Raw genomic sequence first — 26,434 nt, 5'->3', positions numbered from 1 at the left:
AACCATAACTCGTAAGCACTTAGACCATCAGTACCGTCAACTCCGTTTAATCCGGCAGGAAGTGTTACTGTTACCGCTGTACCTTCCTCATTAGTGTAAGTAACAGTTCCGTCACCATTATCAACTAATGTGGTTACTGTTTCATATTGCGTAACAAAATCTGATATGTTAATTACGGTAGTCTCTCCAAGTTCATTTGTAAAAGTTATTGTACCTGCATTAATATTAGCTACAATACTTGTCACTGCCTGATTATCCTGAATTATACCTGTAAGATCAATATTGGTTTGGTTACCGTTTTCATCGGTATAAGTAATAGATCCGTCTTCATTTTTCACTAAAGAGGTTAATGTCTCAGCATTTTGAACCAATGTAGGTAAATCAATAACAACCGGGTTATTGTTCTCATCGGTATATGTCAGGGTATTAGCCGTTTGATCGTACACTAAAGTGGTTAATGTTTGATTACCCGGTATATCAATAACCGTTACCACACCATCTTCACTAGTGTAAGTATAGGTACCGTTACCATTATCTACCAGCGTAGTGATGGTTTCGTTAAAGATATCAAGGTCGGTTAAAATCCTGTTCCATTTATTATCAAACCAATAATAATAGCCTGGATTTACATCTGCTGTTTGTGAAGTATTGTAAACTAAAAGGCTTGAAACATTACCATTTGTTATGGTTGTGGCGTCTGTCGTATCTGTTAGGGAAACCTGTGGTATTAAAATACCCTTATCTTCAGATACAATTTCGAGTTGTGCAGAGGCATTAGGGCTGGAGGTTCCTACACCTACCTGCGCATTTGCAGCTGCCGCTCCCAGTAACAAGACCAGGGCAGACAATAAGTTTTTCATCGTCATTAGTAATTAAATTTCTTTTTTTGGGTTTTGATGTCTAAAAGTCTTTGGGGAAAACTTTTAAATATTTTACGGTATTTGTGGGGGCAATTTTGTAATTTACATCTTTAGTTTATAGATTTATATTAGACATATTTAACATCTCATTATATCTTAACATATAACAAAGCCTTAAATACTGCCTTATGTAAATTCCAATTTTTAATCACCCGGACGGGGTTGTCCTAACAAACCCACATCACCTCTTGCAGCATGTTCTTTTTTGTTTCAAAAAACTGTAAAAAAGTATTAAACAACACTTAAATTATATCACAGATTTTTTACTCCTCAGGGGAAAAAATCAGGAACGGTTACTTTTTGGGGGCAGTTATCGTTCTCTGTTAATAAAAACTTAATTTCTGATGCAAATCTCTAATTTTAAATCGCATATGGCGTAAAAAATAATTGGAAAAATACCTTTCCCAATTATTTGAACATAGACAAAACATAGAATTCATGGTTTAATTACGGTTTAATACTGAAACAACTATGATATTTACAAAACAATTATTATTTTCCCTTTGAGAGAGTGTGTTTTTTCCACAAAACAAACGATCAATGAAGTTTTTAAAAACAAAAAATAATCGAAAAAGAACAACAAAAATCACTCACACAAGTAACCAAAAAATAAGCAGCTCATAAATTTTGATTTGATTTGACAGGAGATAATAACAAAACCAGTAACGTTAAAAACCACATACAGGCAAAAAAGCAACCTAAGAGACTTTACAAACCTTAAAAGTTTAATCACAAAAAAAAGCCGAACCTTAAATATAAGGTCCGGCCTAGAGATAGTATATAGATTGGTATTGGGTGGTTCTTAAAGTTATACTAGCACTTGTGTACATGCTATTTAATTATCAAAAACTATATATAATAGAGTATCTTAAATTTAAACACTATAATGTTATGCTACTCCTTCCTTCTTAGTATAGTCTGACGGAGTACACCCCATAATATTTTTAAAATGTCTGTTGAAAGAAACTTTCGAATTAAAACCACTCTCAAAAGCAACTTCTTCCATTGTCATCTCACCTTCATTACCCTGAAGCAACTCACATGAATAGCTAATACGGTATTTATTAATATACTGATTAAAATTTTCTCCTATATAAACATTAAAGAGCTGAGTAAGATGGTGCTTAGAAAGTTTCATTTTCTCTGCCAGTACTTCCAGAGACATATCATTATCCAGAAAAACTTTTTCATCCTTAAAAAAATGCTGTAGCTTTTCCTCATATACTTCAAACATGTTTTCATTAAGTGCCGACTTAGCATATTTTTGAGGAGACGTTTTCAGGGAAATAACATCTTCGTTATTATGTAAATCATCATTCTCGTTATTAACATCCATTGCGTTAGCAGGCATATTTTCAGTTTGTAAACTTAAATTTTCAGATAATTTATCTTCTTCTTTTATTTCTTCCTGATCAAACTCTTCATTTACCGATCGCATAAAAGCAATAAAACTATACACCTTATACCTAAATGCGACTGCTACTAAAAATAAAGCCAGTGTATAGAAAATTGAACTAAAAATTACAGGGTTCACTTTGCCCGTATTTAAAAACTCTTTAATGAGATAAACTGAAGAAACAATACTCACAAGTATAACAAGAGCTGATGAAAAACTTAAAAGTTTACGAGCCAAAGGATCATTGTCACGTTCGTTTTTAGCTTTACCATATAAAAGTGCCCAAACAGAATAAGATGTCATCGATACAAAAACCGAAAGAAACATTATGTTGTTATATACCGGCAAATATGCATTTAGGAAACTAAATTCGTTTACAATGAGATAAGCAAAACAAAAAATAAAAGACGGGATAAAATGAACATAAACCGATTTCCTTGAAAACTGATTATTAATACGTGAGTTTACAGCATAATACTTAAACGGACCATATGCCAAAAAGAAAGGTATTGCCATGAAGGTATAATTACCACCGGCATATATACTAACTAGGGCAAATAATGCCTGTAGTGATGCAAATACCAAAAAGGCATTACATATCCTGTCGAATAATAAAACTGACTTTATTTGCGATGCAATATAAAGTGTAGCTGCCGTAAGAACGAGCAGGCCAATTAATACTAATTCAATCATAACAAATAATCATTTTGTGCACGTATGCAGTTAAAAGATTACTCTGCTTATCTTATACAATTCAGTTAAAAAATCAGTTACATAATCAAAATTCTCCCGAAATAAATACACGACAATACCCCATAGTGATTAAACCAAGGAGAAATCATGAATAAATCAGGCAAAAACTAATCTACTTCTGTTTTGTAAAGTTTGTTATCAGATTGATGAGCATTATTGTAATTAAATGCCTTTAAAACTTTTTGGGGGGATTTTAAAAACATAGCATTAGTAAATTAATTTTAGTTGTATTTTTATTTAATGGGGCGTTGCAAATCTATGTATTAAATTTATATCATTGCATAAAATTATATTTTTAGTTGTGTAGAATTATTTCTACAAACTAGGAATTGATCAAAAACATACAATAAATTTGGTTGATTTATAAGTTAAATTCATAGCCCCCAAAATGAATTATTTTCAATCTTTTATCCTATTACTGCTTTGCGTTGGCTGTAATACTATTAGTGCGCAGGAAAAGTTCCTGCACACCTGGTATTCAGCCGATAGTAACAACCTACCCCAAAATACGGTTAACTCTATAGTAAAAGATAAATACGGCTATATATGGCTATCTACAGAGAATGGTATAGCACGATATGACGGACAAACATTTGACATTTACAATTCTGAAAATATTCACGGGCTTATATCAAACAGGATGCGCCTTTTTAGCGGTATTCCCGAAAACGATAGTATTTACTTATTAAATGAAAGCCATCAGTTCTTACTGATAAACAACAGAAAAATAAAAAACCTCAACAAAAGAATATCTGAGCCTTATAAATCAGTTAAAGAAATAATTGAAAGCAATCACAACCCTGTATCATCATTATCGTTTATAGAAGACAGTGAATACATAGACATTCAGGCTAACCAAAATTTATACATAATAGGTAACGATAGTATAAAACTGTACAACAAACAAGCAAATACAGCTGTAGAGATTGCCTACAAATACCCCGTTAATTCTCAGTTTTATATAATTAACTCATCACTTTACCTGAACACTAAAGACAATAAAGCCATTGTTTTTGATTCAAATTTAAAGACCAAGTCTGTAGAATACGACAGGAAGTTTTCCTCTCCTTATTTTATATTTACTAACAATGCTGCCAGGCAATCGTTTATTTACACCCAAAAAAAACTCTATTATTTAAAACCCCATAATAACTTAATAGAAACCGTTTTGGTTTCAGAAGACTTTGATGTACCTCATAACAACATTATATCCTTTTTATATGATGAGTTCTCTAAAAAGCTATATCTGGGAAGTGCTAATAAAGGATTACTTGAAGTAAGAAAGGTAGGCTTTAACCATATCATACCCTTATTTCCTCATACTATAGGCACAGATGGTGTGTACTATGCCCTTTCGGATATTGGGCAAAACAAAATTTTAAGCAGTACCGGGGAAATATTTACTTCAAAAGGTTATAAAGAAATTACCGATATGGCTGGCTACTCAGACAAGTACATGATGGTAGTTGATAATCATGGAGACGTTTGGACTAAACACAGCAAGATACTGTATCGTTTTAAAAAAGATTCTGATTATAAATCTTTTGACAAATGGGAACTTGAAGTAAGCATTACAGCAATGACTAAGGCTCCTGACGGAAAAATATGGTTTGGAACATTAAATAAGCCTAACGCAAAGGGTGGATATATTTACTATATAGACCCTAAAGACAGGCATTGCCGCCCTACTGCTTTCCTGAGAGTTAAAGAAGCTGCCGCATCCATTAGCGTACCAAATAACACCACAATATGGACAGGAACATGGAAAGGACTAAGCAAATATGATATAAAAAGTAAAAAATGTTATAAAATACCTGATTTCCCGAGTTGCAATGTACGATCACTATACGTAGAGCCTACAGGAGAAGTATGGGCCTCTAGTTACGGCAAAGGCTTCTTCCTTTATAAGCATAATAAAACCACCCAGTTCCCTCCGGATAAAAACCAATACCTGTTAACCAGTCACTGTATAATAGAAGACAACAACGGCTTTTTCTGGATTACCACAAACAAAGGCATATTCCAGATTAAGAAGCAGGACTTGTTAAACTATGCCGCAAAAGAATCTGCCGGTATATATTATCATAGTTACAATAAAAACTCAGGCTTCCCTAATAATGAGTTTAATGGCGGATGCCAGCCTTGTGGTGTATACCTTAAAAATCAAACAATATATTTCCCTTCTATGGAAGGTATCGTTTTTTTCAATCCGGATGATATATCCCCTATTGTACCAAAAAACCCTTTGTATATTGATGAGATTGTAGTAGATGATAAAACAATTCATACCTGTGAAACATTTGAGCTTGACCGAAATTTTGGACGATTAAACTTTATAGTAAACAGTCCTTACTTTGGCGAGCCATATAATGAAAACATTGAGTTTATGCTGGAAGGCCCGGTAAATCAGCAATGGACTGTACTCACCGAAAAAACAATATCTTTCTCAACCTTACCTCCGGGAGAGTACATTCTAAAAACCAGAAAATTAACCGGATTCGGCTCAAAATGGACTTATAAAAATGTAGCATTCTCCATAAAACCGGCTTTTTGGCAAACAACCTGGTTTCAGTTATTCATCCTAATAGTTGGAATCCTGCTAGTACTACTTTTCATTAAACTACGTATAAAGTACATACGCTACAAAAACACTGTACTGGAAAGCAAAGTTATACTGCAAACTTCACAACTGCAGGAAACTATACTAACACTAAGAAGAACAAAAGATGACCTGAGTAAACAAATTGATAACCATAAAAAACTTATCAAGTCTATAACTCATGATATCAAGAGTCCGCTTAAGTTCCTTTCCATAACCGGCAGGTACCTGTATAATAATATAGATACTAATCAGGATAGTTTAAAAGAGAATCTCCAGTCTATATACACCTCATCATTTCAGCTGTACCATTTTGTAGATAACTTTTTAGAATATGCAAAGGAGACAAACATTAATAACGATGAGTCGACACCTTACTCCTTATATCAACTGGCCGAAGAGAAAAAAGACTTTTTCAGGAATATAGCACTTGCCCAAAAAACATATATCCATAATAAGATACCCCAATACTTTACAACTACCATAAATCGACATCTGTTATCCATTATATTGCATAATCTTATCGATAATGCCACAAAAAACACAACAGACGGATCGGTCATAATAAGTTCGGTTACAGAAAAAGACGGATTAACCCTATCTATTGAAGATACAGGAAAAGGTATGACCGATAAGGAACTTGAATACTACAATAAAATACTTCAGGGTAATTTTATGCAGGAAGAAAGCTCAACTAAAGGAATGGGACTACCAATGGTTGCAGAGCTTGTTCATATTTTAGAAGGAAAAATAAACATTACACGCACCCAAAAAGGCGGAACAAGTATTACAATAAAGTTTACAGTTTAGCTTTGCTCCCGATACATTTTAAACTTCTCTACCAGCGATACAACATTTGTAACACCCAGTTTATCAAATATTCGGCTTTTATAGGTACTCACTGTAGACATTTTAATATCCAGCCTGTTAGCTATTTCAAGGTTACCCTCTCCCCTTGCCAGTAAATCTGCAATTTCAAGCTCCCTGTTAGAAAGGCTGTCTAAAGGATTATCGGGTATTTTATTGATTACATTTTCAAAAATGCGTTCCTTTACTTTATTACTAAAGTATCTTCCGCCCTGTAATATCTCGGTTACGGCCTCTATTATTTTTTCTTCAGAGCTAAGCTTATTCAAATAGCCATCAACTCCTGCATGCAGGTATCTTAAAGCATATTGTTCTTCATCAAAAGCTGAGAACATCAAAATTTTTGTAGCAGGCTGCAAATCCTTTACCCTGCTAATCATTCCAACACTGTTGCCGCCGGGCAAATTAATATCAAGAAGAAGTAAATTAACAGATTGCTTCTTCAATTTTACTACAACTTCCTGAAAACTGTCTGCGTGATATATTTCAATGGTCTTGAACGCTTCTCTCAAAATCAATGCTACACCCTGCCTTACAACACTGTGGTCATCGGCTATCAATATATTCATACTATTTTTCGTTATACGGTGGGGATATAACTTTGTTTGATAAAAGTACTTAAAAAATCAAAAAAAATCATAAAAAGAAAATCAGACAATTTAGTTTTTAGTAAATTTTTAACTAAAATATGTTAAAGTAATCTTACAGATTGTACAATATTGATAAGTTTTAAACTAAATTTAACCTAAATCATCAAAAACAAACCTTCATTTTTTTCAAAGCCATACAGTTCATTATTAAGACAATAATCTCCAAAAACCAACTGTAAAAAGATTCTATTTTTTTTAGCTCATAATATTAATCACCTAAATCAATAAATTATGACAAAAAAATTAATCGCAGAATTCATTGGTACATTCTGGCTTGTACTGGGCGGTTGCGGAAGCGCCATACTTGCCTGCTCTTTCCCCGAACACGGAATAGGTTTTATGGGCGTTGCCCTTGCCTTTGGTCTCACTGTTTTAACTATGGCTTTCGCCATTGGTCATATATCCGGCTGTCATTTAAACCCTGCAGTATCTGTAGGCTTATGGATAAGCGGCAGGTTTGACAAGAAAGAACTTATCCCCTACATTATTTCACAGGTATTGGGAGGCATACTTGCCGCTTATGTTTTATACACTATAGCATCGGGCAAAGAAGGCTTTGTAGCCGGTGGTTTTGCCGCAAACGGCTATGGCGAACATTCCCCCGGCGGTTACAGTATGCAGGTCGTAATACTGTGTGAAATAGTAATGACATTTATGTTCCTCATTATTATTTTAGGCTCTACAGACGAAAGGGCACCTAAAGGACTTGCCCCAATAGCCATAGGGCTCGGGTTAACCCTCATCCACCTTATTAGCATACCGGTAAGCAATACATCGGTAAACCCTGCAAGGAGTACAAGTCAGGTATTTTTTGCCGATACATGGGCATTGAGTCAGTTATGGGTATTTTGGGTAGCCCCAATAATTGGAGCTGTACTCGCCGGACTGGTTTATAAAGGTTTCTTTGGGAAAAATGAATAAAAAATAACATTAGTAAACACTTAAGGGATAAGCTATTGGTTTTATCCCTTTTATTTTTTAATATGCATGCATAAAAAATTTATCCAAGCCAAATAATTTGTAACTTGGTAAAAAACTAATTCAGAATTAAATTATGAACTATACTAATAAAATGCTTCGTGACAACGCGCTTGAGAGTAAGGTTGTTGTTGTTACAGGTGGAGGTAGTGGCCTTGGTAAATCCATGACCAAATATTTTTTGGAACTGGGTGCAAAAGTCGCCATTACATCAAGAGATTTAGAAAAACTACAAAACACAGCTAAAGAACTGGAGCAGGAAACCGGTGGCAAATGTCTTGCTGTACAATGTGACGTTCGCCATTATGAAGAGGTTGAAAATATGCTTCAGGTTGTTTTAAAAGAGTATGGTAAAGTAGATGTACTGCTTAACAATGCTGCCGGCAACTTTATCTCTCCTACCGAAAGGCTATCGGCAAACGCATTTGATACCATTATAGATATTGTTCTTAAAGGCTCTAAAAACTGCACATTAGCCTTTGGTAAACACTGGATAGACACTAAACAGGAAAACACAACAATACTTAATATAGTAACCACCTATGCATGGACAGGATCTGCTTACGTAGTACCAAGTGCCACGGCAAAAGCAGGTGTATTAGCCATGACCCGAAGTCTGGCTGTAGAGTGGGCAAAATATGGCATTAGAAGCAATGCCATAGCACCTGGTCCATTCCCTACAAAAGGTGCCTGGGACAGATTACTGCCTGGTGATTTAAAAGAAAAATTCGATTTAGCTAAGAAAGTTCCGCTTAAACGCGTGGGAGACCATCAGGAACTGGCAAACCTTGCTGCCTATCTGGTTTCTGACTATTCTGCCTATGTAAACGGCGAAGTAATTACTATAGATGGTGGCGAATGGTTAAAAGGTGCCGGACAGTTTAACCTTCTTGAAGCAATCCCCGAAGAAATGTGGGATATGCTTGAAGCCATGATTAAAGCAAAGAAAAACAAATAATTACATTACTATATAAAAAACAACAAAGCCCGAAAATAAATTCGGGCTTAATTTTTTTACACTATTTAGAATAGGTTTAAATAAAAACAATATATTTGTGTCATTATTTTAAATAAATCTAAATAAAAGATATGAAACAATTATTACTCACTGCATCTTTAGTGTGTGCATCAATAATGGCAAATGCACAATGCGATCCAACCGCAACATTATCTGAAAACTTCAATACATTCGAAAATTTACCGCAAAACTGCTGGTCAGCCATTACAGACGGACCAATGGTATATATAGATGGTGAAGAAGGCGAAAACTTTGTAACTTTTTATGCATCAACTTTTGTAGATACTGATGCATACCTTATTACACCTGAGCTTAACACCTTAAATGGTAACTATGAACTATCTTTTGATACTCAAAGAATAGTTATGGGACCTCCACCTGCTCCTGGAACCGTTACCATACAATTGGGAACATTAACAGACAATACCGACGCTGATACATTTGTAGCCTTTGGCGAACCAATTACAGTTACAGATGATTATACTACTCACAGCAATATAGCTATAACTGCAGCCGAAGGCACTTATATTGCTTTCAAAATAAGTGGTGATACAGCACACAATGCTGCTTTTATAGACAATGTAGTATGGAGTGAAATCCCAAGTACCTGTGAAGCTGCTGATACTTTAGACGAAAACTTTAATGAATTTGTAATAACAGGTGCTGCAACAGATTTCCCTCAAAACTGTTGGTCAAAACTAACAACCAACACCATGGTTTATCTTGATGGTGAGGAAGGTGAAATAGCAGCAACTTTTTACACAGGGATGTCGATAAATGAAGCTGGTTATTTAATAACACCTGCAATTTCTACAATTGACGGAAACCATAAACTATCGTTTGACGCAGCTAAACTAACTGAGGCTAATGTGACTGTACAGATAGGCACAATGACAGATCCGGCAGATGCAGAAACCTTTACTGCCTTTGGAGATGTTATTACACTATCAGCAGATGTAACGACTTACAGTGACATTGTAATCAATGCTACAGAAGATACTTATATCGCATTCCAGTTTATGGCAGATGCTGTTCACAACGCTGCAATTCTTGATAATGTAAAATGGGAAATAAACTGTGAAGCACAGGCAGGATTAGAAGAAGGCTTTGAAGATTTTATAGTAGCCGGTCCTACAGCTTCGTTTCCACAAAACTGCTGGAGCAGCTTAACTGATGGTACTTTTGTTTACATCGATCAGGATGAGGAAACAGAAAACAAATTTGTTACTTACTACAGCATGATGTCTACTAACTCACCGGGATACCTTATTAGTCCGTCAATAGTAGCAACACAAGATGCATATGGGGTAACTTTTGATTCGTATAAAGAAGGTGCTGGTAACGTAACCGTTCAGTTGGGTACTATGACAAATCCTGCTGATACTGAAACTTTCACAGCATTAGGTGAACCAATAGCTCTTACAGAAGAAAACCAAAACTATACTGTAGAATTTGCTCAGGGAAGCTTTGATGAGCAAAAACACCTGGTATTCATGGTAAATGCAGATACCGCTCACCATGCAGCTTTTATTGATAACGTTATGTTTACAAACCTTCTGGGTAATGATGATTTTAACTTATCAACAACAAACTTTAGCCTATACCCTAACCCGTCTTCAGACAAGAATGTAACAGTAAACTTCAGTACTCAAAACACTGATGCAAACCAGGCAAACATAACTGTATATTCAATTACAGGAAGCATGGTTTACAATACAGTTATTACAAACGGACAGCCACAACAAATAAATCTTTCTGCACTTAACTCAGGTTTATACCTTGTAAAGGTACAGGCAGGTAACTATACTGATACTAAAAAGCTTATCATTAAATAACCAAAACAACCAATTAACCTTCCCGGAAAAGCCGATAATTAAATTTATCGGCTTTTCTGCGTTATTACAGGAAACACGGGGCAATAGCAAAACAAAAATTAATGTTAACAAATTCCACTTTCAAAAACCATAAATAATTGTATTTTTACGGTTCTAAAATTATTAAACATTCATGGGTAAGATCATTGCTATTGCCAACCAAAAAGGTGGCGTAGGAAAAACGACAACTTCAGTAAACTTAGCTGCAGCGCTGGGTGTATTGGAAAAAAAAGTATTACTAATAGATGCTGACCCTCAGGCAAATGCCAGCTCTGGGCTTGGCATTGATGTAGAAACTGTTGAGAGAGGCACCTACCAGATACTGGAACATACCAATACTCCGGATGAAGCTACTATTGACTGTAACGCTCCTAATGTTTCGGTTATCCCGGCACACATAGACCTTGTGGCTATTGAAATTGAGCTTGTGGATAAAGAAAACAGAGAATACATGCTTAAAACTGCGCTGGAAAGCGTTAAGGATAAGTATGATTATATACTGATAGACTGCGCCCCGTCTTTAGGGCTTTTAACACTTAATGCCCTTACGGCTGCAGATTCTGTGGTAATACCTATACAGTGTGAATATTTTGCCCTTGAAGGGTTAGGCAAACTGCTTAACACCATTAAGAGCGTACAAAAAATACACAACCCTTCACTGGATATTGAAGGACTGTTACTTACCATGTATGATTCACGTTTAAGACTGTCTAACCAAGTGGTTGAAGAGGTACAGAAACACTTCAACGACATGGTTTTCAATACCGTTATACAACGTAACGTGAAACTTAGTGAAGCGCCAAGTTTTGGCGAAAGCATCATTAACTATGACGCAACAAGCAAAGGTGCTATTAATTATATTCACCTTGCAGAAGAAATAATAAAGAAAAACACACTAGTACAACAGTAGGTTCATGACAAAAGCAATTAAAAAACAAGCACTTGGAAGAGGATTATCTGCATTATTAAAAGATCCGGAAAACGACATCAAATCGGTTGAGGATAAAAATGCTGATAAGGTTGTTGGTAACATAATAGAGCTTGAAATTGATGCTATAGAGATTAATCCGTTCCAGCCAAGAACAAACTTTAACGAAGAAACACTACAGGAACTAAGCACCTCCATTAAGGAACTGGGTGTTATACAGCCTATTACCGTTAGAAAACTGGAATACAACAAATACCAGCTTATATCGGGAGAGCGTCGTTTACGTGCTTCTAAACTGGCAGGCTTAAACACTATACCTGCTTACATTCGCCTTGCAGACGATAATGAGTCGCTTGTTATGGCTCTTGTAGAGAATATTCAGCGTCATGACCTTGACCCTATTGAAATTGCCCTTTCTTACCAAAGGCTTATAGATGAAATCCAACTTACTCAGGAACAAATGAGTGATCGCGTGGGTAAAAAGCGTTCTACAATTGCTAACTACCTGCGTTTATTAAAACTGGATCCTATAATCCAAACCGGTATTCGTGACGGCTTTATCACTATGGGACACGGCCGTGCTATAATTAATATTGAAGATCAGGACGCTCAGGCAAATATTTACCAGAAAATCGTTAGCGGAAATCTTTCAGTTAGGGAAACAGAAGCACTGGTTAAAGCTTATCAGGAAAGCCTGAAACCTGAAAATGAAAAAACTACGGTAAAAGCAAATTCTTTTGCTGTGGAAGACGAGCAGAAAAATACAATCACTGAATTCTTTGGCGCAAAAGTTGATGTAAAGGTTGATGCAAAAGGAAAAGGTAAAATCACCATACCTTTTCACTCAGAAGAAGATTTCAAAAGGATTATTAAACTTATCAAAAGTTAGTGAAAAACATACTGTTCATATTTATTTTTTTAATTACTTCGGCAACATTTGCTCAGGAAACAGAGAATGACTCCCTGCAGCTTACAATGAATACCGATGTTACTTTAAACAAACATGTCCACCAGGACCCCTTAGCACCGTCTAAAGCAGCATTTTATTCGGCTGTACTACCGGGACTTGGACAGGCTTACAATAAAAAATACTGGAAAATACCTATTGTGTATGCTGCAATAGGTACTTCGCTGTATTACTACTCCTGGAATAACAAAAAATACCACGAGTACAGGGATGCCTATAAAACACTTTTGGCAGGCGGCACCGTAACAGGAGAACTTGCCGATATTGGTGAAGACAGACTTATTAGAGCCCAAAAGTTTCATCAAAAAAACAGAGACCTCTCAATGCTACTGGCATTGGGATTTTATGTTTTAAACATTGTTGAAGCTAATGTTAACGCCCACCTCATGCAGTTTAACGTTAGCGATAACCTGTCACTCAGACCACAACTGCAACAAAACCAAATTGATTACAAACATAACATGGGTTTAACCCTTAGTTACCAATTTTAATATATGAAAATTGCACTTTTAGGCTATGGAAAAATGGGAAAAGTAATCGAAAAGATTGCTTTGGAAAGAGGCCACGAAATTGTATTACGAAAAACAAGAGACAATTCTTTTGACGGACTTGAAAATGCCGATGTAGCAATAGAATTCAGTATTCCTGATGCAGCCGTTGAAAATATATCACAATGCCTTAATAAAAATGTCCCAGTAATATCGGGCACAACAGGCTGGCTTGAAGAATACCACAATATAGTTAAGCTGTGTGAAGAAAAGAAAGGAGCCTTTATTTATGGTTCTAACTTTAGTCTTGGAGTTAATATTTTCTTTGAGTTAAACGAATACCTTGCTAAAATGATGAGCAAACTGGATCAGTACAAGGTTTCAATGGAAGAAATTCACCATACTCAAAAACTGGATGCTCCAAGTGGTACCGCTATTAGCTTAGCTAAAGGTGTTATAGAAAACAGCAACTACTCCAGCTGGGCACTTAGCGATGCTAAAGATGATGAAATTCTGATTGATGCCAAGCGTATAGAAAACGTTCCGGGTACACACTCGGTATTCTATGATTCAGACATTGATTCAATCGAAATTAAGCATACAGCACACAGCCGTGAAGGTTTTGCGCTGGGATCGGTAGTAGCTGCCGAATGGATAATTGGTAAACAGGGTGTCTTTACCATGAAAGATGTTTTAGATTTAAAGTAACATTTTTACCAAAAGACATACATATATAAAAAAACAATTTAAAGATGACTTTACTACAATGGTTTATTTTTTTTCTGGCAGTACAGGTAATACATTACCTTGGAACCTGGAAACTTTACCAAAAAGCAGGTAGAAAAAAATGGGAAGCAGCAGTCCCTGTATACAATGCAGTTGTACTGATGAAAATAATAAGAAAACCGATTTACTGGGCTATCTTATTGTTTATCCCTATTGTTAACCTTATTATGTTTCCTGTTGTATGGGTACTTACATTAAAAAGCTTTGGTAAAAAATCATCTTTAGATACTATTTTAGGCATTGTAACCTTAGGGTTTTACATATACTACATAAACTATGCTGAAGATGTAAAATATATCACTCAGGAAGAATATGAAGCCGAAAAGAAGAAAGAAAGCACTTTAGGTTCATTATTATTTGCTATTGTAGTTGCTACCATAGTACACACCTATGTAATGCAGCCATTTACCATACCTACGGCTTCCCTTGAAAAAACATTACTTATTGGTGATTTCCTTTTTGTAAGCAAGTTTCATTATGGTGCCCGCACACCTATGACTGCTGTTGCTGCGCCTATGGTACACGACACATTGCCTGTTTTAGGTAAATCATATATAAACTGGCCTCAACTCCCTTCATTCAGATTCCCCGGTTTTGAAGAGGTTGAAAAAAACGACATCGTAGTATTTAACTGGCCTACTGATACCGTTAGATATTTTGGAGACACAAAATCTATTGGCTTAAGAAAACCTATTGATAAAAAATCGAACTACGTTAAGCGATGTGTAGGTACACCGGGAGATACACTTTCTATTATAAACGGTACTGTTTATATTGATGGGAAAGAACTTCAGTTATCAGACAGGGCTAAGCTTCAGTATTTCCATACTATATACATTAAGCCCGGAACACTTTCTACGCAACAGGTATATCAAATACTTCATCAAAACGGTTCAACTGAATTTGGAAGAAGTCAAGGTGATTTGGAAAATACCGTTCGTGCGAACCTTACTTTAGAAGGTGCCGAAAAAATTAAAGGTGTTACAGGTATCGACTCTATAGTAAAAGACATTAATGCAGCCGAAGGCACTAAAACATTCCCTCATACTAAACCTTCATGGAGTGGTGATAACATGGGACCTATTTATATACCTGAAGCAGGAAAAACAGTTACACTTACAAAAGAGACACTTCCTTTTTACGAAATGATTATCAAGGAGTATGAAGGCAACAAACTTCAGGTTATAGGGGATGAAATCAGGATAAATGGAGAAATAGCCACATCATACACCTTTAAACAAAATTATTACTGGATGATGGGTGATAACCGTCACAACTCATTAGACAGCCGTTACTGGGGATTTGTACCGGAAGACCATATTGTTGGTAAGCCTGTATTCATTTGGATGAGCCTTGATCAAAACGTACCTTGGAAAAACTTTAGTAAAAAAGTACGTTGGGACAGAATGTTTACTACTGTAAGCGGTGAAGGTAAACCGGTTTCTTACTTTAAGTACTTCCTTATACTACTTGCCGGATGGTTTGTATTTGATTACTTCAGAAAGAAAAAGAAAAAAGCAACCAGTTAAATGATAATATTTTAAAAGTATATAAATTTGAAGATTGATACAATGTATCAATCTTCAGTTTTTTAAATCAATACCAATGAGCATTTTAATACACCCTACCTACTTCCCTTCTATCAGTCACTTTGTTGCCATGACCAAAACAGATAAAATTGTTTTTGAAGCAGAAGATAATTTCCAGAAGCAAACAAACAGGAACAGGATGTATATATACAGCCCTAATGGTATTCAGCTTTTAAATATTCCGGTAAAGCATAATACCGACAGTAAACATCAAAAGTTTAAAGACGTTAAGATAGAGCCTGCTTTTAACTGGCAAAAACAGCATTTTAAATCGCTTGAGGCCGCTTACCGAACCTCGCCCTTCTTTGAGTATTTTGAAGACGATATAAGGCCTGTATTTGAGAAAAAACATACTTTCATGATGGATCTTAATTTCCAGATAATGGAAATCGTTACAGATTGCCTAGGAATGGATTTCTCTTATGAAAAAACCGCAGAGTATTTTCATGAAGTTGAAGGTATACAGGACTTACGACATCTTGCCAACGGAAAAAAAGATCCTTCTCAGTTTGAACCTTACACACAGGTTTTTGAAGAAAAGCACGGCTTTATAAACAACCTAAGTATACTTGATCTTTTATTTAATGAAGGCCGTTATGCTATGGAATACTTAAAAAATCAGGAGCTTTAAAAATAATTACTCCTTATCCTCTTTCACAAAAGCCAGTCTTGATATTATAGGGTAATGGTCAGAATTCACAAACATGTCATATGTTTTAAATTCTTTTACATGTAGTCTGTTATCAGCAAATATATAATCTATCCTCGCAGGGTAATATTTATAGTTATACGACTTACCAAAACCGCTACCTGCCTCTTCAAACGAATCTTTCAAATCTCCCCTTATGCTTCGGTAAACATAAGAAAAAGCACTATTGTTAAGGTCACCGCAAATAATCATTGGGTAATGACAGTCTTTTTTATGCTGTTGTACTATTTCGGCCTGTAATTGTTGCTCTTTAAAAGCCTCACTTAAGCGCCTGAATATAATTTTTGATTTCTCTTCATCTATTTTTTCATGAATATCAGGACTTATTTTAACCGATTGCAAATGCATGCTGTAAAACCTTAATGTGTCTTTACCTTTTATTACATCTGCATATACAACACTGTTACCCGTATTAGGAAAAGTAAGACTTCCTGTATTTAAAATAGGGAACTTTGAAAAAAAGGCATGCTGACTCTTACCTTTTTCTTTGTATATATAACGATATTCAAACTGCTTAAATAAGTCGTTCCCCTTTTTATTATATTCCTGTAAACAAACTACATCAGGTTTTCTTTCCTTAACAAAATTATCTATTTTTTGAGGTACAAGAGTATCGTCTATCCATTCGTACAAATTGAACATCCTTACATTATAGCTCATCACTATAAAATCATCGGGAGTTACTTCTTCTTTGTCTGAAGAGAATCTGTACAGTTTACTAACAAAAGTAATTCCCAGTAGCAGTACCAAACCCGAAAGCAGCATTTGCCTTTTAGTTTGCAGCAGCCAGTACATAAAAAAGATGAAATTAAGCACCAGCAGCAAAGGTAATATTAAAGTAAAAACAGAAAGTAACGGAAATAACTTGGGCGCCAAAAAAGGTAAGACATAAGCAAGGAACGTCAGCACGGTTAAAACCATGTTGATAAAGTACATTAGCTTATTAAACCAGGAAAGGTTTTTCATGGGGAAACCCGGTTATTTATTGGTTGTTATTTGCCTACTTTAAACAAGAATTCTTTCTCTTCTTTAGTCAGGCTGTCATAGCCTGATTTACTAATCTTGTCCAGTATATCATCTATTTTTTGCTGTGTAATATCTTTAGACTGTCTTGCAGATGCCGAACTTGCTGTACTCCTGTTATTAGTCGTAGCAGTATTTTTATTTCTGTGTACTTTTTTAAACGGGCTAGACTTTTTAGGTTTAAACAAGTTAGCAAAAAAATCAATCACCACTGTTACTATACTACTAATATCAGTCCCTCTTTGCAAAAGTCTTATATAAACATATCCAAACAAAGCTCCGGAAAGATGCGCTATATGCCCGCCTGAATTACCACCGGAAGCCTGAATCAAATCCAGCACTACGTAGAATAACGCAATATGCCATAATTTAAGTGTGCCTATAAGCGGAAACCTAATAGGATAATAAGGTGCATATACTGCCGAAGCAATTAAAATAGTCATAATAGCTGCTGATGCACCTACCATTTTTGCTTGTGACAATACTAAGCCCGGAAGCACATTAAAGCTTAAAATAAATATTAAACCGGCAAAAACACCTCCTAATATGTAAAGCCCGAAAAATTGTTTTTGTGTAAAGAAAGTCAGAAAGAATCTGGCAGAGAAATACAACATAAGCATATTAAAAAGCAAATGAAGTACGCCTGCATGTAAAAACATATATGCTATTAACGACCAGGGTTTCCATAGTAAATCGGCTGGGTTTGATGATAAACTAAGCCAGTCAACCCCTACACTGTTCCAATTTAAAAAAGACAGGCTAACACCGAACAAAGGAAGTACACCAAACAGAATCATTGGTATGGCAAACAAACCTATATTCCAAAATATAAGTCTTTGCGCAATACCACCCATACGGTACTCCATTTTTAAGTCGTCTAAAATTCCCATACTAATTCCATCTATTATTTTTAAACTGATGATTTTTCCAATACAGCATCATAAGGAAACCTATAAGCGCACCTCCAATATGCGCAAAATATGCTGTTCCACCAGCATTACCTATAAGCATTTGTCCTTTAAATCCGGCTATTAAATCTCCTATTATAAAAAAAGCAATAAGATACTTAACTTTTACAGGGAGAACAAACATTAAATACACCTCTCTGTTTGGGAAAAGAAATGCATAAGCTGCAAGTACACCATATATAGCACCGGAAGCCCCAAGTGTAGCTATACTATAACTCCCTATCAAGTTATTAAGCTCTCTTAGTGTGAGAACCTCCTCCCATTTAGCCATGTACTTACCTTCATTCAGCACAGCCAAAACATCAGCTTTATTATAACCTTCGGTCACCAAAATATTTAAACTATCATGAAAAGCAAAATATGATATTCCCTGAGTTGCTAATATAGCGCCTACACCACAGGACAGATAGAAAAACAGGAATTTACTTCCTCCCCATTGATCCTCCAGCGACGGACCAAAGAAAAACAGAAGCAGCATATTAAAAAATATATGGCGTATATCAGCATGAATAAACATATAGCTAATTATCTGCCATGGTTTAAAAGAAGGATTACCAAAATAATGAAAGGCTAAATACTCATCAATTATATTTTGGCCAATTATTATTTTACCTACAAAGAAAATTATATTTATAATTATAAGTTGTTTTACAACTTCGGTCATTCTAAACATCATAGGGCAAATCGTTTATCTAAATCTTCTACGCTTAGTGTAATAAAAGTAGGTTTATTAAATGGTGAAACTCCGGGCTCCTTGCAGGCAAAAAGCGCGTTTACCATAGTTTCCTGTTCTTTCTCTGTCAACGCTACTCCGGTTTTAACTGCTAGGCTTCGTGACATTGACTTTGCAATACTATCGCTTTGGCTAAAACTGGTATCGGGTACTTCCTGCTCTAAATCATTAAGCAACTCTTCAAGCAGTATGGAAACCTCACTTTCGGCAACATTTACCGGAAGTCCGGAAACCACTATATGGTCGTCGCTAAATTCATCAAAAACAAAGCCAGTATTTTGTAACGATTCCTTCATTTCCTTTATTATACCAAGTTCGCTTTTATTAAAATGAAGCGTTAGCGGAAATAACAACTGCTGGCTTGAACCGTGCTGCACCGTAATATTAGCCAGAAATTGCTCATAAAGCACGCGCTGGTGCGCCCTTTTCTGGTCTATTATCACCATGCCCGACTTAATAGGACTTACGATATATTTTTTATGTATCTGATATGTTTTATGAGCCGTTTGCTCTACTTCCTCATCATTAAACAGCGAACCTGTCACTTCTTCCGATTCAAAGCTTATTTCGGCAATTTCGTCAGTCGATGTATTCAGTCCGTTATACAGGCTCTCCCACGACGGCATCTTATCCTTTTTAAATGAAGGTGAAGAATAGGACGAGGAGGAGGAAAAAGAGGAGGAGGAAGATGAACGCGAGCTACCTCCTGAAAAGGATTGTGCAGGCTTGTCATCACTATCATCGGCAAACGGGTTAAATGTAGAATCTACCTGAATGGTAGGCATACCTACATCTTTCTTTTCATAATCATAAGGAGTATCCAGTGTGGCATCCCTGTCAAAATCCAGTACAGGCGCTACGTTAAACTGCCCTAAGCTATGTTTTATAGCCGACCTGAGTATGGCATAAAGCGCGTGCTCATCGTCAAACTTTATTTCCGTTTTTGTTGGGTGAATATTAATATCAATAGTATTAGGCGGAACATCAAGGTACAGGTAATACCCCGGTTGTGTACCGTCCTTAAGCAAACCTTCGTAGGCAGCCATTACCGCATGGTGCAGGTAGGCACTTTTTATAAACCTGTCGTTTACAAAAAAGAACTGTTCTCCCCTGTTTTTCTTAGCAAATTCAGGCTTACAAACAAATCCGTTAATACTAACGATTTCGGTAGTTTCGTTTACCGGGACAAGCTTCTCATTGGTACGTCCGCCAAAAATATTTACTATACGCTGGCGTGTATTTGAAGCCGGCAGGTTAAACATTTCGCTTCCGTTATGTATCAAAACAAAATGAATATTGGCATGTGCCATAGCCACACGTTCAAACTCATCTACCACATGGCGAAACTCAACCGTATCAGACTTTAGGAAGTTTCTCCTTGCCGGAATATTAAAGAAAAGATTCTTCACCGAAAAAGAAGTCCCCTTTGGCAATACCGCCACATCCTGACTTACAAACTTACTCCCCTCTATAACGATATGCGTACCCAGCTCGTCCTGATCCTGTTTGGTTTTCATCTCAACGTGGGCAATAGCCGCTATAGAAGCCAATGCCTCTCCCCTAAAGCCTTTTGTCCCAAGGGCAAACAAATCTTCTGCATGGCGTATTTTTGAGGTTGCATGGCGCTCAAAACACAGCCTGGCATCGGTAACGCTCATACCCTTACCGTTATCTATAACCTGAATAAGGGTTTTACCGGCATCTTTAACTACAAGTTTTATCTCTGTAGAGCCCGCATCAACCGAATTTTCCATTAATTCTTTCACCACCGAAGCCGGTCTTTGTACTACCTCTCCGGCAGCTATCTGGTTGGCAACGTGGTCAGGAAGAAGTTGGATTATACTCGACATTGGAAAGTAAATAGGGATTAATTGATGAACCTCAAAGTTAAGGAAATATTACTAATCCTATAAAGTCACAATGAGTCTAATTTCGTAATATTGTTAACACACAACAACAACTTTAAAATGGATAATATATGTATTTATCCGAAAACGAAAAACTCACAGTATTTAGATTTTGCCTTACAAAAGGAGTAATCACAACCGATCATATTGAAAAATGGGCTATTACTACCTATCTTGAAACCGGAGCTCAACGAACTGATTATATCTTGGAATTATGTTCGGCAAAAGCAATGGGACTAAACGACACACTTAGTTTTCTAAAACAAAATCAACGTTTAGATCATAAAGAAGAAATAAAAGAAACTATATGCGGTATTGCCGGATATTTATTCCGTAACAACAAAATCTCTATTGAAAAAGCCGGGGAAATCATTGATTTTACTACGAAAGAAATTGATATTGAAACCATGACAAATACAGATTTTGATTATAGTTACAGCATCGATGATTATATATACTTAGCCTATGAAGGTGTTTTGAATATTGATGATGTAAAAAATCAACTACTCACTAACACTAAACCTTATGAAAAATTAGGTAAAGAGTTTCTCAAAGAGCATTTCGATTTGGATTAACAAATAAAAAAGCCCACTCAAATGAGTGGGCTTTTATTTTATATTAAGCCTGACCTGCAGGCCCGAAATTTAATGGAATTGGTGGTTGTTCTGATTCCTTAATCTCACCATGAGCGGCTTCAAAACGATGAATATTCTCACCAAGTACCTTTAGCAGCCTTTTGGCATGCTGAGGCGTTAATACGATGCGTGATTTAACTTTAGCTTTAGGCACTGCCGGCATTATGCTTACAAAGTCCACTACAAACTCGGAAGCCGAGTGGTTTATAATTGCCAGGTTAGAATAAATTCCTTCGGCTGTTTTCTCATCCAGTTCAATGTTAATTTGCCCCGGTTGCTGTTTTTGATCACTCATTTTGTATTAGTAATTAAATTCCTCTTTAGGAGTTAATAATTCATTATACTCTTCTTTAGAACCTACGATAATGTTGTCGTAATCTCTCATACCTGTACCAGCAGGTATTCTGTGTCCTACAATAACATTCTCTTTAAGTCCTTCAAGACCGTCTACTTTACCAGCTACAGCTGCTTCGTTAAGTACTTTAGTTGTTTCCTGGAACGATGCTGCCGAGATGAACGATTTAGTTTGTAGCGATGCTCTTGTAATACCCTGTAGTATTGGAGTAGCCGTTGCCGGAACAACGTCTCTTGCCACAACAAGGTTTTTGTCATTACGCTTAAGGATTGAGTTCTCATCCCTTAACTGACGCGGAGTAATAATCTGACCTGGTTTAAGAGTATCAGAATCACCTGCATCTTCTACAACTTTCATTCCGTACAGTTTATCATTCTCCTCGATAAAGTCGCTAGTGTGAGCTAACTGATCTTCAAGGAATAATGTATCTCCCGGATCTTCAATCTTAACTTTACGCATCATCTGGCGGATAACAACCTCAAAGTGCTTATCGTTGATTTTTACACCCTGTAGTCGGTAAACTTCCTGAATCTCGTTTACAAGATACTGCTGTACTGCAGATGGTCCCTGTATTCTAAGGATATCATCCGGAGTAATAGCACCGTCTGAAAGTGGCAGACCCGCTTTCACGTAGTCATTCTCCTGAACAAGAATCTGGTTAGAAAGTTTCACAAGATATTTCTTGATCTCACCAAACTTAGACTCAACTATAATCTCACGGTTACCTCTCTTAATTTTACCGAATGATACAACACCGTCGATTTCAGAAACCACAGCTGGGTTAGAAGGGTTACGTGCTTCAAGAAGCTCTGTAATCCTTGGTAAACCACCCGTAATATCACCCGCCTTAGAAGAACGTCTAGGAATCTTAACAAGTACTTTACCTGCCTTGATTTTCTCTCCGTTATCTACCATAAGGTGAGAACCTACCGGTAAGTTGTAAGAACGGATTAATTCTCCGTCATTACCGTAAATTAATAAGGTTGGGATTAATTTCTTATTCCTAGCCTCAGAGATTACTTTTTCCTGGAATCCTGTTTGCTCATCGATTTCAACAATAAACGTTTGTCCCTGTTCGATATCTTCGTAAGCAATTTTACCGGTAAATTCAGAAATAATTACACCGTTATAAGGGTCCCATTTACATATTACAGTTCCTTCTGCTACAACATCTCCGTTTTTCACATAGATGCTGGAACCGTAAGGTATGTTATGTGTATTTAATACAATTCCTGTAGTTTCGTCAACAAGTTTTAACTCGGTAGAACGTGATACCACGATATCCACTTCGTTACCTTCGTTGTCTTCACCTTTAACTGTTTTAAGATCTTCGATATCAAGCTTACCGCGGAATTTAGTAATGATACTAGACTCCTCAGAAATGTTACCCGCTGTACCACCCACGTGGAACGTACGTAGTGTAAGCTGTGTACCAGGCTCACCAATTGACTGTGCTGCAATAACACCTACTGCCTCACCTTTTTGTGTCATTTTGGCTGTTGCTAGGTTACGACCATAACATTTAGCACAAATACCTTTTTTAGCCTCACATGTTAGTGGAGAACGTACTTCAACGCTCTCTACCGGAGAAGCATTAATAGCTCTAACTTCAGCCTCTGTGATTTGCTCACCTGCGTGAACAAGAACCTCAGAAGTAAGCGGATTAACAACATCCTGTAGCGCTACACGACCTAATATTCTTTCACCAAGAGATTCTACAATCTCTTCGTTTTTCTTAAGTGCAGTTACTTCAATACCTCTTAATGTACCACAGTCAACAGAGTTTACGATAACGTCTTGAGAAACGTCATGCAGCCTCCTTGTAAGGTAACCCGCATCGGCCGTTTTAAGAGCCGTATCCGCAAGACCTTTACGAGCACCGTGAGTAGAGATAAAGTACTCAAGGATTGATAGACCTTCTTTAAAGTTAGATAAGATAGGGTTTTCAATAATCTCACCACCACCGGCAGTAGATTTCTTAGGCTTAGCCATAAGACCACGCATACCTGTAAGCTGACGAATCTGCTCCTTAGAACCCCTCGCCCCAGAATCAAGCATCATATACACCGAGTTGAATCCTTGCTGATCCTCTCTAATGTTCTTCATTGCAAGCTCTGTTAGAAGCGCGTTGGTAGAAGTCCAAACGTCAATTACCTGGTTGTAACGCTCATTGTTAGTGATAAGACCCATGTTATAGTTCATGGTAATCGCATCAACCTGCTCGTTTGCATCAGTAATAAGTTCTTGCTTTCTTGCAGGGATAATAATATCACCTAAGCTGAAAGAAAGACCACCTCTAAATGCGAAACGGTAACCCATATCTTTAATATTATCAAGGAAGGCAGCCGTTGTAGGTACATCAGTAGCATTTAAAATCTTACCGATAATATCCCTTAACGATTTTTTAGTCAATACCTCATTGATATATCCAGCCTGCTCTGGTACTACTTCGTTAAATAATACCCTACCTGCTGTAGTTTTGATAACCTGATAAACAAGTTCTCCTTTATCATTAAAGTCTTTAGTTCTAACCCTAACAGATGCATTAAGCTCTACTCTACCCTCATTTAAAGCAATATTTACTTCTTCTGCAGAATAGAAAGTAAGGCCTTCACCTAAAATTTTGTGTGTATCTGTAGACAAACGCTCTTTAGTCATATAGTAAAGACCAAGAACCATGTCCTGAGATGGTACAGTAATAGGTGCACCGTTAGCAGGGTTAAGAATGTTGTGTGAAGCAAGCATTAATAACTGTGCCTCAAGTATAGCCTCCGGCCCTAAAGGTAGGTGAACCGCCATCTGGTCACCATCAAAGTCGGCGTTAAATGCCGTACATACTAATGGGTGTAGCTGGATCGCTTTACCTTCAATAAGTTTAGGTTGGAATGCCTGTATACCTAAACGGTGAAGAGTAGGAGCACGGTTAAGTAGTACCGGGTGACCTTTAATTACATTTTCAAGGATATCCCACACTACAGGCTCTTTCTTATCTATAATCTTCTTAGCCGACTTAACTGTTTTTACAATACCTCTTTCGATAAGCTTACGGATAACGAATGGTTTGTAAAGCTCAGCAGCCATATCTTTTGGTAAACCACACTCAAAAAGCTTCATTTCAGGTCCAACAACGATAACCGAACGTGCAGAATAGTCAACACGTTTACCAAGAAGGTTTTGACGGAAACGTCCCTGTTTACCTTTTAATGAATCAGAAAGTGATTTAAGCGGCCTGTTTGATTCTGTTTTAACAGCAGAAGCTTTTCTTGTATTATCGAATAACGAGTCAACAGATTCCTGTAGCATACGTTTTTCGTTACGAAGGATAACTTCCGGCGCTTTGATTTCCATAAGTCTCTTAAGACGGTTGTTACGTATAATAACCCTTCTGTAAAGGTCATTAAGGTCAGACGTAGCAAAACGTCCACCATCAAGAGGTACTAACGGACGAAGCTCTGGCGGGATAACAGGAATAACTTTAAGAATCATCCACTCTGGGCGGTTTTCCCTGTTAAGGTTCGCCTCACGGAAAGATTCTACAACCTGTAGTCGTTTAAGCGCTTCAGTTTTTCTTTGTTTAGATGTCTCGGTATTAGCACTGTGACGAAGGTTGTATGACAACTGGTCAAGATCAATTCTTGCCAATAAATCCATAATACACTCAGCCCCCATCTTAGCAATAAACTTGTTAGGGTCTGTGTCATCTAAATATTGGTTTTCCATCGGAAGGGTATCTGCAATGTTCAGGTACTCTTCTTCAGTTAAAAAGTCTAATTCTTTAAGGGATTCCCCATCAGGACCCTTAGCAATACCCGGCTGGATAACCACATACCTTTCATAGTATATGATCATGTCTAATTTCTTAGACGGAAGGCCAAGAAGATAACCAATTTTGTTTGGTAATGAACGGAAGTACCAAATGTGAGCAATAGGCACAACAAGGTTGATATGTCCTACTCTGTCACGACGTACTTTTTTCTCCGTAACCTCTACACCACAACGGTCACAAACAATCCCTTTATAGCGGATTCTTTTGTACTTACCACAAGCACATTCAAAGTCTTTTACAGGACCGAAAATACGCTCACAGAAAAGTCCGTCTCTTTCCGGTTTGTGAGTACGATAGTTAATGGTTTCCGGCTTTAGAACCTCACCTCTTGACTCTGCAAGGATGGACTCCGGAGAAGCAAGACCTATCGATATCTGGTTAAATCTTTTAACGGTATTTTTATCTTTTAATCTCGTCATGATATGAATCTATCAATTATATTAAAAACGCTGTAAAGGGAATGGC

19 protein-coding genes and 1 pseudogene are annotated in these 26,434 nt (G+C 36.7%); 11 read left to right on the top strand and 9 right to left on the bottom strand.

Annotation, left to right across the window (positions count from 1 at the left end):
- Together Q763_RS14420 and Q763_RS14415 are read right to left on the bottom strand one after the other, a co-directional pair.
- Window positions 1-860: pseudogene (locus Q763_RS14420) on the bottom strand (hypothetical protein); the annotation flags it as partial.
- Between the two features lie 949 nt (window positions 861-1,809).
- Window positions 1,810-3,009, bottom strand: a complete 1,200-nt coding sequence (locus tag Q763_RS14415; RefSeq protein ID WP_035135539.1) for a helix-turn-helix domain-containing protein — start codon at window positions 3,007-3,009, stop codon at window positions 1,810-1,812.
- 448 nt (window positions 3,010-3,457) lie between these two features.
- Between Q763_RS14415 and Q763_RS14410 the strand changes: the two genes are divergently transcribed.
- A complete protein-coding gene (locus Q763_RS14410; protein WP_035135533.1) occupies window positions 3,458-6,478 on the top strand; it encodes a ligand-binding sensor domain-containing protein in 3,021 nt (1,006 codons plus the stop codon).
- Here Q763_RS14410 and Q763_RS14405 read toward each other — a convergent pair.
- Window positions 6,475-7,104 (bottom strand): response regulator transcription factor, encoded by a 630-nt coding sequence (locus Q763_RS14405; protein WP_035135531.1) that lies wholly within the window; start codon window positions 7,102-7,104, stop codon window positions 6,475-6,477. The genes Q763_RS14410 and Q763_RS14405 overlap by 4 nt on opposite strands.
- Window positions 7,105-7,416: 312 nt before the next feature.
- Between Q763_RS14405 and aqpZ the strand changes: the two genes are divergently transcribed.
- The 9 genes from aqpZ (at window position 7,417) to Q763_RS14360 (ending at window position 16,444) form a co-directional block, all read left to right on the top strand.
- Window positions 7,417-8,106 (top strand): aquaporin Z, encoded by a 690-nt coding sequence (gene aqpZ, locus Q763_RS14400; protein WP_035135529.1) that lies wholly within the window; start codon window positions 7,417-7,419, stop codon window positions 8,104-8,106.
- A gap of 133 nt (window positions 8,107-8,239) precedes the next feature.
- A complete protein-coding gene (locus tag Q763_RS14395; RefSeq protein WP_035135526.1) occupies window positions 8,240-9,121 on the top strand; it encodes an SDR family oxidoreductase in 882 nt (293 codons plus the stop codon).
- Window positions 9,122-9,252: 131 nt separating this feature from the next.
- Complete coding sequence (locus Q763_RS14390; protein ID WP_084596078.1) at window positions 9,253-11,016, top strand: T9SS type A sorting domain-containing protein; 1,764 nt, start codon at window positions 9,253-9,255, stop codon at window positions 11,014-11,016.
- 172 nt (window positions 11,017-11,188) lie between these two features.
- Complete coding sequence (locus Q763_RS14385) at window positions 11,189-11,965, top strand: ParA family protein (RefSeq protein WP_035135521.1); 777 nt, start codon at window positions 11,189-11,191, stop codon at window positions 11,963-11,965.
- Window positions 11,966-11,969: 4 nt separating this feature from the next.
- On the top strand, window positions 11,970-12,872 hold the full coding sequence (locus Q763_RS14380; RefSeq protein ID WP_035135519.1) for a ParB/RepB/Spo0J family partition protein: 903 nt from the start codon (window positions 11,970-11,972) through the stop codon (window positions 12,870-12,872).
- Complete coding sequence (locus Q763_RS14375; protein WP_052123460.1) at window positions 12,872-13,441, top strand: DUF5683 domain-containing protein; 570 nt, start codon at window positions 12,872-12,874, stop codon at window positions 13,439-13,441. Before Q763_RS14380 ends, Q763_RS14375 begins: the two co-directional genes overlap by 1 nt.
- A gap of 3 nt (window positions 13,442-13,444) precedes the next feature.
- Window positions 13,445-14,146: a 4-hydroxy-tetrahydrodipicolinate reductase gene (dapB, locus tag Q763_RS14370; protein WP_035135517.1), complete on the top strand. Its 702-nt coding sequence runs from the start codon at window positions 13,445-13,447 to the stop codon at window positions 14,144-14,146.
- A 44-nt stretch (window positions 14,147-14,190) separates the two neighbouring features.
- Window positions 14,191-15,753: a signal peptidase I gene (lepB, locus tag Q763_RS14365; protein WP_035135515.1), complete on the top strand. Its 1,563-nt coding sequence runs from the start codon at window positions 14,191-14,193 to the stop codon at window positions 15,751-15,753.
- A gap of 76 nt (window positions 15,754-15,829) precedes the next feature.
- A complete protein-coding gene (locus Q763_RS14360) occupies window positions 15,830-16,444 on the top strand; it encodes a WbqC family protein (RefSeq protein WP_035135512.1) in 615 nt (204 codons plus the stop codon).
- Between the two features lie 6 nt (window positions 16,445-16,450).
- On the opposite strand, the gene Q763_RS14355 is transcribed toward Q763_RS14360, so the two are convergent.
- The 4 genes from Q763_RS14355 to mutL are packed head-to-tail and all read right to left on the bottom strand — an operon-like array spanning window position 16,451 to window position 21,096.
- Window positions 16,451-17,488, bottom strand: coding sequence for an endonuclease/exonuclease/phosphatase family protein (locus tag Q763_RS14355; RefSeq protein ID WP_035135510.1), 1,038 nt, complete (start codon window positions 17,486-17,488; stop codon window positions 16,451-16,453).
- 26 nt (window positions 17,489-17,514) lie between these two features.
- Window positions 17,515-18,435 carry a rhomboid family intramembrane serine protease gene (locus Q763_RS14350; protein ID WP_035135507.1) on the bottom strand — a complete coding sequence of 307 codons (921 nt, stop codon included), beginning with the start codon at window positions 18,433-18,435 and terminating at the stop codon, window positions 17,515-17,517.
- Between the two features lies 1 nt (window position 18,436).
- Window positions 18,437-19,189, bottom strand: a complete 753-nt coding sequence (locus Q763_RS14345; RefSeq protein WP_232297531.1) for a rhomboid family intramembrane serine protease — start codon at window positions 19,187-19,189, stop codon at window positions 18,437-18,439.
- Entirely contained in the window at window positions 19,186-21,096 is a 1,911-nt protein-coding gene (gene mutL, locus Q763_RS14340) for a DNA mismatch repair endonuclease MutL (protein WP_035135505.1), read from the bottom strand. Before mutL ends, Q763_RS14345 begins: the two co-directional genes overlap by 4 nt.
- 128 nt (window positions 21,097-21,224) lie before the next feature.
- Here mutL and Q763_RS14335 point away from each other — a divergent pair, with 128 nt between their 5' ends.
- A complete protein-coding gene (locus Q763_RS14335) occupies window positions 21,225-21,728 on the top strand; it encodes a hypothetical protein (protein ID WP_035135504.1) in 504 nt (167 codons plus the stop codon).
- 43 nt (window positions 21,729-21,771) lie between these two features.
- Here Q763_RS14335 and Q763_RS14330 read toward each other — a convergent pair whose 3' ends face one another.
- Both Q763_RS14330 and rpoC read right to left on the bottom strand, forming a co-directional pair.
- On the bottom strand, window positions 21,772-22,083 hold the full coding sequence (locus Q763_RS14330; protein ID WP_035135501.1) for a DUF3467 domain-containing protein: 312 nt from the start codon (window positions 22,081-22,083) through the stop codon (window positions 21,772-21,774).
- Between the two features lie 6 nt (window positions 22,084-22,089).
- On the bottom strand, window positions 22,090-26,388 hold the full coding sequence (rpoC, locus tag Q763_RS14325) for a DNA-directed RNA polymerase subunit beta' (RefSeq protein ID WP_035135499.1): 4,299 nt from the start codon (window positions 26,386-26,388) through the stop codon (window positions 22,090-22,092).
- Between the last annotated feature and the right edge of the window lie 46 nt (window positions 26,389-26,434).

Source organism: Flavobacterium beibuense F44-8, assembly GCF_000769915.1.
In the GTDB taxonomy this organism is placed as follows: Bacteria; Bacteroidota; Bacteroidia; order Flavobacteriales; family Flavobacteriaceae; genus Flavobacterium; species Flavobacterium beibuense.
Note: the sequence above shows the minus strand (reverse complement) of the source record. Positions and strands in the feature narration are given on the sequence as shown.